Consider the following 14898-nt stretch of genomic DNA (forward strand, 5'->3'; position numbering starts at 1 on the left):
GGGGTCTTGCCGCCGGTTGACTGAGATAAGGCGTCAGTCACCGGAAATACAGTGAGTGGCGGCTTTGCGAATATCGCCCGGGCGCACCGGTACATTGGACATGCTTTCGTACACCTTGATACTGCTGCCGCCGGAGCGCTCTTCAATATCAATGACCGCCGTTGGATTGGAGGTCAGCTTTTGCGGGACGATAATCCGAAAACCGTCTTTATGCGGTTCAATCTGAGGTGCCCTGCGTGTGCTGGACAGTTGTTGCACCACACATTGAGCATAGGCGTCGGGCTTCTTGCCCGAAATCACACTCATGGTGGGCAGCGTCTGCTCAATATCGGTAACGGATGCACAGCCACCCAAGGCCAGCAACGCCGCTAATACGCCCCACTTCATAGACATTCTCCGTTAAAGACACTACGACAATGGATATGCGGAATTTCTCCCGGGCCATAGTGAATAAATACTCAATAGTGGCGGATTATCCACGTTTTACGTCAAACTCACCCGCATCACGGCATAATACTCGGCTTTAGCCCCCTGATAGGGCTGAAGCACATGCTATCGTGCTGATTATTCAGCAGATTCACGTTTTTGGAGACACCATGAAATTTATTCACCAGCGCGAGCACCTCAACGAAGACGACATCGTCGTCATCGAGTGCTCCCAGCCTTGCAACATCCGCCTGATGAGCGATGCGCACTTCCGCAGTTTTAAAAATGGTGGCCGCCACTCCTACCATGGCGGCGCCTTCAAGGACTTCCCGGCCCGCATCACCGCGCCGAGCACCGGTTTCTGGAACATCACCATCGATACCGTGACCAGCCGTGCCATCAGCGTAACCCGCAAGCCAAGCTTCAAGCCGACCATTAAAATCGTGCGTCGCTCAAGCTCCAAACTTCGCTAAACCCAAAGCAGGAATTACCGTGCAAACCACCAAGTACGTGATCAAGTACAAGCTCAACGGCGAGCGTCGTTTCGAGTTTGCCCAGCTCCAGTCGGGATCGGAACAAGAAGCTCGCGCAGCACTTGAAAAGATCCATGGCGATGCTGACGAAGTAATTACCGACATCAAGGCAAGCAAGGCACTTTAAGCCGTGGACTTGTTTGCCGAGCAGGACCTGCAGCAGCCCGCCCGTGTCGAGCGTATCAGCGACCAGGCGTTTGCGCTTCGCGGGTTTGCCTTGCCCAAGGCCAAGGAGCTGCTGGCAGCCCTTGATAGCGTTCTGCTGCAGGCACCCTTGCGCCAGATGCAGACGCCCGGTGGCTACACCATGTCCGCCCGACTGAGCAGTTGCGGTGCTCTGGGCTGGACCACTGACCGCGATGGTTACCATTACAGTCCGCTCGATCCGCTAAGTGCCCGACCCTGGCCAGCCATGCCCGGCGTCTTCCTGGCGCTGGCTGCAGCGGCGGCCAGCAGCGCAGGCTTTAGCGGTTTTGTCCCTGATTCCTGCTTGATCAATGCCTATGCGCCAGGCGCAAAAATGTCGCTGCATCAGGATAAAAACGAGCGCTGCCATACCGCACCGATTGTTTCCATTTCTCTGGGGCTGCCGGCGATTTTTCAGTTTGGCGGTTTCGAACGAAGTGACCCGACTCAACGAATAGCATTGTTTCACGGCGACATCATGGTCTGGGGCGGCGTTGACCGCCTGCGGTATCACGGAGTAATGCCCATCAAGCCCGGGCATCACTCACTGTTGGGCGAACAGCGGATCAATATCACCCTGCGTCAGGCAGGCTGAGCCGCAGTTACCTGCTTCACTTCCCCCTTTCCTCGCACGCACGCTGACAAAGCGCTGTAAATATTTCTATATAGCGGATATCTTGCCAACGCCTGACACGGCCTAATAAAAACGGAGTTTTGCCATGAATGTTCGTGCCCGCCCCTTTATCCCTGCCGCGCTGGCTGTTCTGATCGGATGTACCGCATTCACTTCGGTCCAGGCCGATGAAGTGCAGGTTGCCGTGGCAGCCAACTTCACGGCGCCAATCCAGGCCATTGCCAGCGACTTTGAAAAAGACACCGGGCACAAGTTGATAGCGGCCTATGGCGCAACAGGCCAGTTCTATACCCAGATCAAGAACGGTGCACCATTCGAAGTGTTTCTGGCCGCAGATGACACCACCCCCGAGAGACTTGAAAAAGAAGGCGATACCGTTCCCGGTTCACGCTTCACCTACGCCATTGGCACCCTGGCGCTGTGGTCAGCCAAAGAGGGTTATATCGATGGCACCGACAAAGCGCTGCTGGCCAATCAGTACACGCATCTGTCGATCGCCAACCCCAAAGCCGCGCCCTACGGCCTGGCAGCAACGCAAGTGCTGGCCAAACTGGACCTGACTGACAAGGTCAAGAACAAGATCGTTGAAGGCCAGAACATTACCCAGGCCTACCAGTTCGTTTCCACGGGCAATGCCGAGCTGGGCTTTGTCGCCCTGTCGCAGATCTACAAAAACGGCAAAGTCAGCGACGGTTCGGCCTGGATTGTGCCCGAGGCGATGCACGACCCGATCCGGCAAGATGCCGTTATCCTCAAAAAAGGCGAAAACAACCCTGCTGCCAAGGCCCTTGCCGACTACCTTAAAGGTCCTAAGGCCACCACCATTATCAAATCCTATGGTTACCACCTGTAAATGCCGCTCACGAGTGCTGACTTCGCAGCCATCTGGCTGACTCTGCAACTGGCGTCGCTGACCACCCTCATTTTGTTGCTGGTCGGCACTCCCATCGCCCTGTGGTTAACGCACACCCGCTCGCGGTTGCGCGGCCCCATCGGGGCGATTGTGGCCCTGCCACTGGTTTTACCGCCCACTGTCATAGGTTTCTATCTGCTGCTGGCGATGGGGCCCAATGGTTATGTTGGCCAGCTCACCCAGTACCTGGGTCTGGGCACACTGACTTTCAGTTTCGCCGGGCTGGTGATCGGTTCGGTGATCTACTCCATGCCCTTTGTCGTGCAGCCTTTGCAGAATGCATTTACGGCCATTGGCCCCAGACCGCTTGAAGTCGCCGCGACTCTGCGGGCCAACCCGTGGGATACCTTCTTCAGCGTCATTGTACCTCTGGCCCGACCCGGCTTTATAACGGCCTCTATTTTAGGGTTTGCCCATACGGTCGGTGAGTTTGGCGTGGTACTGATGATCGGCGGCAATATCCCGGAAAAAACCCGTGTGGTCTCGGTGCAGATCTACGACCATGTCGAGGCACTGGAGTATGCTCAGGCACACTGGCTGGCAGGGGCGATGGTGGTGTTTTCCTTTCTGGTGCTGCTGGCGTTGTATTCAAGCCGCAAATCGCAAACCGGCTGGAGCTGAAGATGACGTCGCAGATCAACCTTCGGTTGCAGCACCGCTACCCCGGTTTTGCTCTCGACCTGGACCTGCAACTGCCGGGCAAGGGGGTCACCGCCCTCTACGGTCACTCCGGCTCGGGCAAGACCACCTGTCTGCGTTGTATCGCCGGTCTCGAACGCGCCAGCCAGGCCTATGTACAGGTCAATGATCACATCTGGCAAGACAGCCAGCGCAATCACTTCGTACCGGTGCACCAGCGGGCGCTGGGCTATATCTTTCAAGAAGCGAGCCTGTTCCCCCACCTGTCGGTGCGGGCCAATCTTGAATTCGGCCTCAAGCGCATTGCCCATCAGGAACGTCGAGTGGATCTTGCCCATGCCACCGAACTACTGGGCATCACCCACCTGTTGACGCGTGCACCGCACAACCTGTCCGGCGGCGAACGCCAGCGGGTCGGTATCGCCCGGGCCTTGCTCACCAGCCCGCAACTGCTGTTGATGGACGAGCCCCTGGCCGCACTGGACAACCAGCGCAAAGGCGAAATACTGCCCTACCTTGAGCGCCTGCACGCCGAACTGGATATCCCCGTGCTCTACGTCAGTCATTCTCTGGACGAAGTTGCGCGCCTGGCCGATCATATTGTGTTGCTCAGCGAGGGCAAGGTATTGGCCAGCGGCCCTGTCAGTGAAACCCTTGCCAGGCTCGACCTGCCACTGGCGCGCGGGAATGATGCCGCAGTGGTGATTGAGGGCCGGGTCAGCGATTACAACCTAAACTACCAGCTGTTGACTCTGCACCTGCCCGGCAGCGCCCAGCAGCTGAGGGTTGCCCATGCCTCAATGGCCATCGGCCAGCCGTTGCGCGTCAAAGTGCAAGCCCGGGATATCAGCCTGACCCTGGCCCCGTCGGAGCAAAGCAGCATCCTTAATAGCTTGCATGCAAGGGTGGTCAGCGAAACGGCCGCCGACAACCAGGCTCATGTGCTGATACGCCTGGATGCCGACGGCACTCCCCTGCTCGCCCGGATAACCCGTTACTCCCGGGACCAATTGGGCCTGCACCCCGGGCAATTACTATGGGCGCAGATCAAATCGGTGGCTGTTCTGGCCTGATGCCTTGCTTGCGCCGCTGGAGCAGGAAGCGCACGGTCGCAATCGTCAGCCCCGCCAACAGGCCCAGAACAAGTGCCAGAGCGACTATCAGGGCCTTTTTCGGCTTGATCGGATCAGTCGGCATCTGTGCCTTGCGATCAATACTGACCAACCCAAGCTGGCTCATATCCGTATTCAGGCGGCCAAGGCGCACGGCTTCGGCACGCAAGGGCTCGATGTCATTGAGGAATACATCCTCATTTGAGCGTTTACCAAGCATTTCGACCTGGCGATTGACCTCAAGCAATTGAATCTTTTTGCGGATCTGCGAGATACGGTTATCGGTAAAATCGTCCGTGGTTCGCTTGAGCAAGGCTGCACGCTCGGCCTCCAAGGCCTGGGACCCCATAAAGTACAAGGGGATACTTTGCGAAGTGATTTCGGTGCGCACCAGCCTGGCCGATGAGCCCTGCGCCGCATCAGCCATCGCCGACGGTGTGGTCGGACGGGTAATACCCAGGGATTTGGCAATGGCGATAGCTTCGTCAAGCTGCTGTATGCGCGCTTCCCGCTCGATTTTCAGCTGCAGGCGCAAGGCCTTCAGCTCATCCTCCAACTGCGCCTTTTGGAGGCTGTCAGTTTCAAGGAATGTGGCAATTTTTTCTTCTTTATCAGATGTATAGCTTGAGCGTGCGGCATTTATCTGGGCGTCCAGCTCTCTGAGCCGGTTACCAATAATAACCTTGAGGTCGGCACTGATTTGCTCGCGCTGCTTGGTGATCGCGTAGTCAACAAAACCATTGAGAATCGCAACCCCATCAAGGGAGGCCGGGTATGTTAGCTCCAGCTTGAGATAAGGATTATCTGAACTGGCCTTATTGGGCGCAGGCTGAACCAGATTGAATGCATCCCGGTTAAACACTTCGAAGCTTTGCTCCAGACTTCTGCCAGGTTGTACCAAAGGTTTGAACAAGTCCTGGTGGTCGCGAAAAAAACTCAACCGGTTTTCATAAGACTCAAGTGCCAGGCCAACTTTAAGCAAGGCATCAGCAGCAGGCAGGGTATAAACCTGGGAGCGGTTAAGGGCATCAAGCTCATTGATAGCTGCAGGGCGCAGCAGGCTGCTGGTTTGATAGACCTGTTGCGCAAACGACACATAGCCAAGTGCCATCAATCCGGCAATGACTACGGTGCCGCCAATCAGTTTTTTTTGTCGCCAAAAAGAATGGATCAAGTCAAAAAAATCGATCTCAGCGTCGACTTTACGTCCTTGTGGGTACTGATGAATAGTCAAATGAATGCACCTTGTAAATAAAGCTTAGTCAAGCTGGCTACTGAGGGCGTATCGATCACATGATGACGCAATGTGTTTGACAGGCAATTCCTAGAAAAATTCGCATCTTTATAAATCAAGCACATAGAACAACAAAAGCAAGTAATTAGAAAATGATATCCAACATCTTTATTAAAAATAGGATGCACCCTAGTTTCTAATGAGAATTGCCTCACAAAAAATAAAGGCAAAATAACAATGTGTCTGTGCCGTTTTCATCGAATCTCCACGCCAGGACGGCACAGCTTCCTGGACTGTGTAATTATTGCCGCCACAAGAAAGCACGCTTACGTGTGGGGTAATAATCAGAATGGATATTTTTCAGGCGATGCGGGTGTTTGTCCGCGTAGTCGAAACCGGCAGCTTTACCGCTGCGGCGCAGGCTCTGGGTTATTCAACGGCGCAAACCTCACGGTTGCTGTCAGAGCTTGAGTCCTCGCTGCAAGCACGGTTGCTGCAGCGCAGCACACGGCGCCTGGCCTTGACCGAGGTGGGTGCGCGTTACCTGGAACGCTGCCGGTTGATACTGAGCGAGATTGAAGATGCAAATGCTGAAGCAGCGGGGGCGCACTTGATCCCCCGTGGCCATTTGCGTGTGCAATCAACTACAGGCCTGGGGATCCAGCTACTGGCACCGCTGGTAGCCCGTTACACGGAGCTGTATCCGCAAGTCCATGTCGATCTCACACTGTCACAACGCCAGCCCGATCTGCTTGAGGAGGGCCATGATCTGGTGATTACCCTGTCGGCCCACCTGCCGGACTCGGAATTGATCGGCCAACCGCTGGGCAGCATTTTCAGTGTCATCAGTGCTGCGCCTTCCTACCTCGAGGGTCGGAACATCCCGAAGGTTCCTGAGGATCTGCACCAACACCGCTGCCTGCATCTGGTTGACCCATTGTTTACCGACAGCTGGACCTTTCGTGATGATGAGGGCGAGCAAGTCATCCGCCCCGGTAACGTATTTCAGGTCAACGTGGCCGAGGCCATGGCGAAGGCCGCCGAGGCCGGGCTTGGAATCTGCCTGCTGCCTGATTATGTGGCGGTGGGTTCTTACCAGCGCGGCTCACTGGTGCGCCTGCTGCCGCATTATCGGCTGCATGAAAAAAACATCTATGCACTCTACCCTTCCCGGCGATTTCTGGATGCCAAGGTCAAGACTTGGGTCGAGTTTTTGAAAGAGGAGATACCCAAAGTGCTTGAAAGACACCAGGCCATCGTCGATGACCCGGCGCACTGGGCTTAGACGACTTGAACCGCCGTACGCAGATGCTCGCGCAAGGCGATGGCGGTGCGATCAAACTCCAGTGGTGTCACTGAAATACCACCCTGGGTGACCACGCGGGTTTCGGTATCCAGCGCTTCCGGGTGCTGGTGGCGAGTGATGCTGAGCCAGTAATACTTGGCTTCGCGAAAGTCGGTACGCTCGATGGCTTCCACCCCGTCCATGCGACCGGCGCCCTGGCGGGTGATCTGGATCGGGCCGGCCTCATCGGCAGGCACGTCAGGGAAGTTGATGTTCAGGCACGCCGACTGCTCCCAGCCCTTGCCCAATAGTTGCCGGATAACACCAGGGGCCAGTGCACGGGCCGTTTCCCAGCGTACCGAGCTGCGGCGGGTAAAGTACTGGCTCAAGGCGATGGATGGAACGCCCATCAACAAGCCCGTCATGGCAGCACCCACGGTTCCTGAAAACAGGGTTTCAACCCCAAGGTTGGCACCTTTGTTGATGCCGGAGAGCAACAGCTGCGGGGGTTTATCCAACAACTGCTGCAAGGCCATCGCGACACAGTCTGCCGGTGTTCCTGAAACCGAAAAACGCCGCTCGCCACGTTTTGTGACGCGCAAGGGGTGGTGAATACTGATTGCCGTGGATATACCGCTCTGGTCATGGTCAGGCGCCACGACCCACACTTCGTCCGCCAACTCACGGGCCACCGCTTCCAGCACTGCAAGGCCTGGAGCGTCGATCCCGTCGTCGTTGGTGATCAAGATTCGTTCGAGTCGAGCGTCTGGCATGAGGGGGCTCCTTGAGTGGGATGAAGCAGCTGCAAGCTATCAGATAAAACTAGCTTGATGCTTGCAGCTTGCAACTATCCCTTAAATTCCCTGCAGGGCCAGATCCATCGCGAAATAAGTCAGGATCATGTCGGCACCGGCACGCTTGATCGACCCAAGGCTCTCGCGAACGACGCGGGCCTCGTCGATGGCCCCGGCCTGGGCGCCAAATTTGATCATCGCGTATTCGCCGCTCACCTGGTAAGCCGCCAATGGCAGATGCGAGGCCTGGCGGATATCGCGAATAATGTCCAGATAGGCACCGGCAGGCTTGACCATCAGCACATCTGCGCCTTCCTGCTCGTCCAGCAATGACTCACGGATTGCTTCACGGCGGTTCATCGGGTTCATCTGATAAGACTTGCGGTCGCCCTTGAGCGCGCTGCCCCCAGCTTCACGGAACGGGCCATAGAGGGCCGAGGCAAACTTGGTGGAGTACGCCATGATCGAGGTGTCGGTAAACCCTGCACCGTCCAGGGCGCTGCGGATGGCCTGCACCTGGCCGTCCATGGCCGCTGATGGCGAGATAAAGTCGGCACCGGCCGCTGCAGCGGCAACTGCCTGCTTGCCCAGGTTGATCAGGGTCGCGTCGTTGTCGACGCCGTGGTCATGCATCACGCCGCAATGGCCGTGGGAGGTGTATTCACAAAAGCAGGTGTCGCTCATCACCACCATGTCCGGCGCGGCATCCTTGCTGATACGCACCATGCGCGACACCAGGCCATCTTCACGCATGGCATCGCTGCCGGTTGCGTCCAGATGATGGGAAACACCGAACAGCATCACCGACTTGATACCCGCACGGGCGTAACGCTCGATTTCACCGGCCAGTTTTGACTCGGGAATACGCATCACACCGGGCATGCTGGTGATCGGCACAAAATCGTCGATTTCTTCTTCGACAAAAATCGGCAGCACCAGATCATTCAGGCTGAATTCGGTTTCCTGAAACATGTCGCGAAGGGTCTGGGAGCGGCGCAGGCGGCGCGGACGTACAGCGGGGAACTGGTTAGGCATCATGGTTCCTGATGGGCAGATTCAAAAAACAGACGAGCCTTGGCTCAATGGCGCAACAAATACAGGATTGATCCTGCAATTGCAAAACATCCGCCCGGCCTGCGGCCGGTGGTCGCGGGGTGTTTCTTGAGGGAAATGCCGGGGCTGACAGCTACACCTCATTACCTGTATCGCGAGCAAGCCCGCGCACAGGCCAGGGCAATCGGTCATATGCTTGAACATTTCGTTAAAAAGCGTAACATTGCCGACCATGATACTCGAACAGCTCAAAGCCCTGGGCAATGACACTCGCATGCAAATGATGGAGTGGCTCAAAGACCCGCTCAGCAATTTCCCGCCTCAGGATCACGGTGATCCTGCCATCGGCGTGTGCGTGACCCATCTGCAGCACAAGGCCGGGTTGTCGCCTTCTACTGCTTCGGCGCATTTGGCTATCTTGCAGCGCGCCGGCTTCGTCCTGACCACCCGCATCGGCAAGTGGACCTACTACCGACGCAATGAACAGGCGATCGATGACTTTGCGGCTAGGCTGAAAATCGAGTTGTAATTTTTAATTATACATTTCGTTATTTCGCGCAATGTAAAAATATGAGGAAGCCCCATGAGCACCAAAGCGATTTTCGTCCAACCTGGCGGCGGTTATGACAATGTAGTGGTTGGCAGCAGTGAAGCGCGCGCCCCCGGGAACGGCGAAATCACTGTACGTTTGCACGCCAACTCACTGAACTACCATGATTTTGCTGTCGTAAGCGGCATGTGGGGTCCGAGCGAAAATCGCATCCCCATGGCCGATGGCGCAGGCGAAGTAATTGCCGTTGGCGCCGATGTCAGCGAATTCAAGGTGGGAGATTCGGTGGTCAGCACCTTCTTCCCGGACTGGATCGACGGCACCCCTCTGGTTGAAGGTTTTGTTACCGTACCCGGTGATGGCATCGACGGTTATGCCCGCGAGCAGGTAACCGCCAAAGCCACGTCCTTCACCCTGGCACCCACCCGCTGGAGCCATGCCGAAGCGTCAACCCTGACTACAGCCGGCCTGACCGCATGGCGCGCATTGATGGCCGACGATTCGCTCAAGCCGGGCGACACGGTATTGGTGCAAGGCACCGGCGGTGTTTCGATTTTCGCCCTGCAGTTCGCCAAGATGGCCGGTGCAACGGTCATTGCCACCTCCTCCAGCGATGAAAAACTGGAGCGCCTCAAAGCGCTGGGCGCAGACCACGTGATCAACTACCGCAAGGACACCCACTGGGGTGAAACCGCCCTGGCCCTCACCGGCGGGCGCGGTGTTGACCACATTATTGAAGTCGGCGGCCCTGCGACACTTGAACAGTCGATGATTGCCATCCGTGTGGGCGGGCATATCTCGATCATCGGCATCCTCAGCGGCGTTAGCGGCGCAATGAACTTTGTCCCGATGCTGGTCAAGCAAGCCCGCCTGCAAGGCGTGCTGGTCGGTAGCCGCAGCCAGCAGCAAGACATGATTCGCGCCATCAATGCCAACGGCATGCGCCCTGTAATAGATCGCCACTTCCCCCTGACGGACATTGTCGAGGCTTTCAAGTACCAGGAAACCAACCAGCATTTCGGCAAGATCATTCTGGACATCTAACCGCGACATCGCCGATGGCGCATTGACAGTGCGTCATCGGCTTCTCTAGATTCAGGCTTTTGCCCAGAGAGCCGAGTCTGATGAGCCTTGAATCCGTACGCGCATTTTTTCACGCCAACGCCCCTGACCTGCACATTATCGAATTGGCCACCAGCACCGCGACGGTCGCTCTGGCGGCCGAGGCCCATGGGGTGGAACCTGGTCAAATCGCCAAAACCCTGGCCTTTCGCGTCGGCGAACGCAACGTTCTGCTGGTGGCCCGCGGCGATGCACGTATCGATAACAAAAAAATCAAGGATGCCCTGGGCAGCAAAGCCAAAATGCTCGATGCCGAAACCGTCGTTGCCTTGACCAGCCATCCGGTGGGGGGTGTTTGCCCATTCGGCTTGGCCACCGATCTTGCCGTGTACTGCGATATTTCCCTGCAAAGCTTTAGCGAAGTCATGCCTGCAGCCGGGGCCACGCATACGGCGGTGAAAATTTGCCCGACACGCATGGCGGATCTGGTTAACGCGAAATGGGTCGATGTGTGTCAGCCCCTACCTGCCGCCTGAATTCCAGGAAAAGGCTCTGGAACGGGCATCTGCGCGAGGTTGATTGTCTGACAATGTAGAAAATACAGTTGCGATCGATTATCATCCGCTGTTCGCGCAGCATCCTGCAACCGTCTATCAACATAACTAAAACGTCGCAGGGTGCTGTTTCAAGGGAACGACCTGAGGCGCTCATGCACCGCTTTACTTTCAGCAAATCATTGATTTGCGCAACACTGGGGATCGTCAGCCTGCCGTCTTACGCGGCATTGCAACCGGCGTCAGAGGCTGCTCTGGCTGGCGAAACAGCAAAAAACTGCCATTTCAACAAAGACACCAGCACCGACTGCACTACCACGTACCGCTATACCATCCTGACCAACAATGGCCGCGAGATGCTGTCGCGCATCGACTTCAGCTTCCCCGAAACGGATCGGCTGGAGATCATTGACGCCCAGTCGACACAACCCGGTGGCAAACCGGTCGCGCTGGCCCCCTCGCAAATCGATACGCGCATGGCCCCCAACCCCGACCAGGGTTTTCAGCGAGCGCGGCAAACATCGATCGCTTTCCCCAACCTGCGCATCGGCACCCGTATCATGTACACCGTGCGTGAGCATACGGTGGCGAAACCGCTGATGGAGCACTTCCACTACCCGATGATGTTCGGCCCTGCCCCCGTGCGCTCGGATGCCTTCAAAAGCACGTTCACCGCTGAGCAGCCGATGGTCTGGCGCAGTGAGTTGATGGAGGACTTTACCTTCAACCCCTCTTCCGACAACAAGACCCTGGTGATCGAGCAGCAAAAACCGCGCTTCGTGAACTACATCAACGAAGCCGGCAACGCCTATATCCGCCAGATGCCACGGGTTGAAATCGCCAGTTCCAGCCAGGTGCAGGATCACTTCGGCAACCTCGCCGCGCGGTATCAGCAAATCCTCGGCGCCAGCCTGCCTGCGGGCGCCGCCAAGGTTGTTTCGGGCCTCATGGGTTTGCCTGCCGCCGGGCGAGTGTCAGGCGTGATGCAGTACATCCACGAGCAATACCGTTATATGGGTGACTGGCGAGCCACAGATCGTGGCTATGTACCCTTTACCTTTACCTTGAGCGAGATCGAAGAGCGCGGTTACGGCGATTGCAAAGACCTGTCCGTATTGCTGACTGCGATGTTGAAGGCCAGCGACATAAACGCGCAAACCGCCTGGGTCAGCCGTGGCAGCAACCCGCTTGGTCTGTTGCTGCCTGGCACAGGCGCAGCCAATCACGCCATCGTCAAGGCTCAAGTCAACGGTCAGGTCTGGTGGCTGGACCCTACCAACCCGGTGTTTATGCCGGGGCGCAGCATGCCCGATATCCAGAATCGCTGGGCACTGGTCATCGATGCCGAAGGCAAGGTGTACCAGGATCATATTCCGGAAGAACAGCCGAGCCTGAGCATGGGCGTGAAGAAGTTCGAACACTTCAATCGCGATGGCCAGGCCCGCACCACGGCTGAAGTACAGATGGGGCAAATGACGCTGATGCAGCTCAGCTACGCCGACACAGACTCCGGGGTCAGTGCCACCGACCTGAACCTGTGCAACCATTTCGGCAAGGAAATCGGCGACTGCAAGATCAGTCGCGAGAAAACCGGCTTTGTCGTACCCGAGCGATACAAGGTGCAGGCCACGCTGACCAACCTTCGGCCACTGGAAAACCTCTCCGGGCAGCAGGTATACAAACCCGCCTTTGCGAGCGAGCGCTGGGACAGCCTGATGAACTATCGCCGCACCGGTCAGCTGGCGGATTTGTACATGGCCGATCCGGAGACAGTCACCTACGACATCACCCTGTCAGGGGCCGAGGTTGGCAAGGAGATCAAGACCTGCAAGGTGAACTCGCCGTGGTTTGATATGGAGCTGAGCAGCAAGCGCAGCAAAGAGGAGTACCGTTACCTGTACTCCATGACGCAAAAGCACAGCTGGTTGAGCCATGACGAAATCATGAGCGCGCCATTCGAAGCAATGCTCCAGCAAGCCCGTGCCTGCAACGAAAACATGCAGCAAGTGGTGCAACTGGTCACCCGCAGCTGAGTGCTTTGCGCTGAGCCACAAAAAAGCCCGACCCCATTGCGGGGTCGGGCTTTTTATTGGCTTAGGCGATGGCGGTATCGACCAGTACCTGCGCTTCCTCAACCAGACGGCTGAGGTGCTCGTCGCCGATAAAGCTCTCGGCGTAGATCTTGTAGATATCTTCAGTGCCCGAAGGGCGTGCAGCAAACCAGCCGTTTTCAGTCATGACCTTGAGCCCGCCGATGGCCTGATTGTTGCCCGGTGCATGGCTGAGGATTTGAGTGATCGGCTCACCTGCCAGCGTGGTCGACTTGACCTGCCCGGGCGACAGCTTGCCCAACAGCGCTTTTTGCTGCGGGGTGGCCTTGGCATCGACACGGGTGGAGAATGGCTGGCCCAGCTCTTCGGTCATTTTCTGGTACAGCTGGGAAGGGTCGCGACCGGTACGCGCCGTCATTTCAGCAGCCAGCAACGACGGAATCAGGCCGTCCTTGTCGGTCGACCAGACGCTGCCGTCCAGACGCAGGAACGAGGCGCCGGCACTTTCTTCGCCGCCAAACCCCAGCGAGCCTTCAAACAGACCATCGGCAAACCACTTGAAGCCTACCGGCACTTCATACAGGCGACGATCCAGACGCGCGGCTACCCGGTCAATCAAGCCGCTGCTAACCACGGTTTTGCCCACGGCGGCATCGGCGCGCCATTGCGGCCGGTTGCGGAACAGGTAGTCGATGGACACAGCCAGGTAGTTGTTCGGGGCCAAAAGACCGCCCGATGGCGTAACAATGCCGTGACGGTCGTGATCCGGGTCACAGGCAAACGCCACGTCAAAGCGTTCTTTCAGGCCGATCAGGCCCTGCATGGCGTAGCTGGAAGACGGGTCCATGCGGATCCGGCCATCCCAGTCCACGCACATAAAGCGGAACGTCGGGTCGACCGAGGTGTTCACCACGTCCAGATCAAGGCCGTAGTGTTCGCCGATCGCCGACCAGTAGCGCACACCTGCGCCACCCAGCGGATCTACGCCCAGGCGCAGATTGGCGCCGCGCAGGGTGTCCATGTCGATCACGTTTTTCAGATCGGCAACATAGGTATTCAAGTAATCATGACGATGGGTAGTGCTGGCTTTAAGGGCCTGCTCGTAGCTTATGCGCTTGACCCCGGCCAGCCGGGCCGCGAGCAGTTCATTGGCCTTGGCTTCAATCCACTTGGTGACATCGGTATCAGCCGGGCCGCCATTGGGCGGGTTGTACTTGAAACCGCCGCTTTCTGGCGGATTGTGTGAAGGCGTAATCACCACGCCATCAGCCAGCCCGCTGGTGCGGCCACGGTTGTAGCAAATGATTGCGTGGGAAATCGCTGGCGTCGGGGTGTATTCGTCGTCAGCGGCTATCATGGTTTCGACGCCATTGGCGGCAAATACTTCCAGAGCACTGGCGCCGGCAGGGGTAGACAGCGCATGGGTGTCGATACCGACAAACAGCGGCCCGTTGATTCCCTTCATTTGACGATACAGGCAAATGGCCTGGCTGATAGCAAGTACATGCCACTCATTGAAGCTCAGTTCAAATGAACTGCCGCGGTGCCCTGAAGTACCAAAGGCGACACGCTGGGTCGTAATGGCTGCATCGGGTTGACCGGTGTAATAAGCGGTCACCAGTCGCGGAATATCGACCAGCAACTGAGCCGGGGCCGGCTTGCCCGCAAGAGGACTGAGTGTCATGCAAAACCTCGGTAAATTAATGATTCGCAGGAAAAAAAGCAGTTTACTGGCTGTTCGACCCTGGTGCGAAGTAATCTATCCGTACCCGGTGGCCGAACGGGCACTTTAATCGACTGTTAGTTGTCTGAAGTTGATCCCGGGCAGGTTGTTTAATTCAACTGTAGGTATATTTTTAGCTCTGAAATAAG

The 14898-nt window shown here is 57.1% G+C and carries 16 protein-coding genes; 11 read left to right on the top strand and 5 right to left on the bottom strand.

From position 1 onward, the window contains the following. Positions 1 to 33 precede the first annotated feature (33 nt). A complete protein-coding gene (locus QN377_RS00605; protein ID WP_095000183.1) occupies positions 34 to 387 on the bottom strand; it encodes a hypothetical protein in 354 nt (117 codons plus the stop codon). A gap of 209 nt (positions 388 to 596) precedes the next feature. Between QN377_RS00605 and QN377_RS00610 the strand changes: the two genes are divergently transcribed. From QN377_RS00610 to modC, 6 genes are all read left to right on the top strand, one after another. Continuing rightward, entirely contained in the window at positions 597 to 899 is a 303-nt protein-coding gene (locus tag QN377_RS00610) for a DUF1883 domain-containing protein (protein ID WP_048379727.1), read from the top strand. A gap of 19 nt (positions 900 to 918) precedes the next feature. Beyond that, positions 919 to 1086 carry a hypothetical protein gene (locus tag QN377_RS00615; RefSeq protein ID WP_095000182.1) on the top strand — a complete coding sequence of 56 codons (168 nt, stop codon included), beginning with the start codon at positions 919 to 921 and terminating at the stop codon, positions 1084 to 1086. A 3-nt stretch (positions 1087 to 1089) separates the two neighbouring features. Beyond that, positions 1090 to 1740 (top strand): DNA oxidative demethylase AlkB, encoded by a 651-nt coding sequence (gene alkB, locus QN377_RS00620; protein WP_095018547.1) that lies wholly within the window; start codon positions 1090 to 1092, stop codon positions 1738 to 1740. 124 nt (positions 1741 to 1864) lie between these two features. Next, on the top strand, positions 1865 to 2632 hold the full coding sequence (gene modA, locus QN377_RS00625; protein ID WP_095018546.1) for a molybdate ABC transporter substrate-binding protein: 768 nt from the start codon (positions 1865 to 1867) through the stop codon (positions 2630 to 2632). Further along, entirely contained in the window at positions 2633 to 3313 is a 681-nt protein-coding gene (modB, locus tag QN377_RS00630; RefSeq protein WP_322212865.1) for a molybdate ABC transporter permease subunit, read from the top strand. It begins immediately after the preceding gene. Positions 3314 to 3315: 2 nt separating this feature from the next. Further along, positions 3316 to 4404 carry a molybdenum ABC transporter ATP-binding protein gene (gene modC / locus QN377_RS00635; RefSeq protein ID WP_095018545.1) on the top strand — a complete coding sequence of 363 codons (1089 nt, stop codon included), beginning with the start codon at positions 3316 to 3318 and terminating at the stop codon, positions 4402 to 4404. Here modC and QN377_RS00640 read toward each other — a convergent pair. Continuing rightward, positions 4379 to 5677 carry a Wzz/FepE/Etk N-terminal domain-containing protein gene (locus QN377_RS00640; RefSeq protein WP_095000177.1) on the bottom strand — a complete coding sequence of 433 codons (1299 nt, stop codon included), beginning with the start codon at positions 5675 to 5677 and terminating at the stop codon, positions 4379 to 4381. The genes modC and QN377_RS00640 overlap by 26 nt on opposite strands. A gap of 349 nt (positions 5678 to 6026) precedes the next feature. Here QN377_RS00640 and QN377_RS00645 point away from each other — a divergent pair, with 349 nt between their 5' ends. Next, a complete protein-coding gene (locus tag QN377_RS00645) occupies positions 6027 to 6962 on the top strand; it encodes a LysR family transcriptional regulator (RefSeq protein WP_095024650.1) in 936 nt (311 codons plus the stop codon). Here QN377_RS00645 and surE read toward each other — a convergent pair. Both surE and hemB read right to left on the bottom strand, forming a co-directional pair. Then, entirely contained in the window at positions 6959 to 7735 is a 777-nt protein-coding gene (gene surE / locus QN377_RS00650; protein WP_095000175.1) for a 5'/3'-nucleotidase SurE, read from the bottom strand. The genes QN377_RS00645 and surE overlap by 4 nt on opposite strands. Before the next feature lie 81 nt (positions 7736 to 7816). Continuing rightward, positions 7817 to 8791 carry a porphobilinogen synthase gene (gene hemB / locus QN377_RS00655; protein WP_095000174.1) on the bottom strand — a complete coding sequence of 325 codons (975 nt, stop codon included), beginning with the start codon at positions 8789 to 8791 and terminating at the stop codon, positions 7817 to 7819. A gap of 250 nt (positions 8792 to 9041) precedes the next feature. Between hemB and QN377_RS00660 the strand changes: the two genes are divergently transcribed. The 4 genes from QN377_RS00660 to QN377_RS00675 all read left to right on the top strand — a co-directional run bounded on the left by QN377_RS00660 (position 9042) and on the right by QN377_RS00675 (position 13008). Next, positions 9042 to 9338 (top strand): ArsR/SmtB family transcription factor, encoded by a 297-nt coding sequence (locus QN377_RS00660; protein WP_019822791.1) that lies wholly within the window; start codon positions 9042 to 9044, stop codon positions 9336 to 9338. Positions 9339 to 9392: 54 nt separating this feature from the next. Beyond that, positions 9393 to 10403 carry a zinc-dependent alcohol dehydrogenase family protein gene (locus QN377_RS00665; protein WP_095024649.1) on the top strand — a complete coding sequence of 337 codons (1011 nt, stop codon included), beginning with the start codon at positions 9393 to 9395 and terminating at the stop codon, positions 10401 to 10403. 80 nt (positions 10404 to 10483) lie between these two features. Further along, complete coding sequence (locus tag QN377_RS00670) at positions 10484 to 10957, top strand: YbaK/EbsC family protein (protein WP_095019903.1); 474 nt, start codon at positions 10484 to 10486, stop codon at positions 10955 to 10957. A gap of 173 nt (positions 10958 to 11130) precedes the next feature. Beyond that, positions 11131 to 13008 carry a DUF3857 domain-containing transglutaminase family protein gene (locus tag QN377_RS00675; RefSeq protein ID WP_322212860.1) on the top strand — a complete coding sequence of 626 codons (1878 nt, stop codon included), beginning with the start codon at positions 11131 to 11133 and terminating at the stop codon, positions 13006 to 13008. Between the two features lie 61 nt (positions 13009 to 13069). Here the strand turns inward: QN377_RS00675 and pgm are convergent, their stop codons facing one another. Then, the gene (gene pgm, locus QN377_RS00680; protein ID WP_095000170.1) at positions 13070 to 14710 is read right to left on the bottom strand and encodes a phosphoglucomutase (alpha-D-glucose-1,6-bisphosphate-dependent); all 1641 of its coding nucleotides are present in this window, start codon (positions 14708 to 14710) and stop codon (positions 13070 to 13072) included. Between the last annotated feature and the right edge of the window lie 188 nt (positions 14711 to 14898).

The organism is Pseudomonas sp. CCC4.1, from assembly GCF_035019225.1.
Taxonomy (GTDB): domain Bacteria; phylum Pseudomonadota; class Gammaproteobacteria; order Pseudomonadales; family Pseudomonadaceae; genus Aquipseudomonas; species Aquipseudomonas bubulae.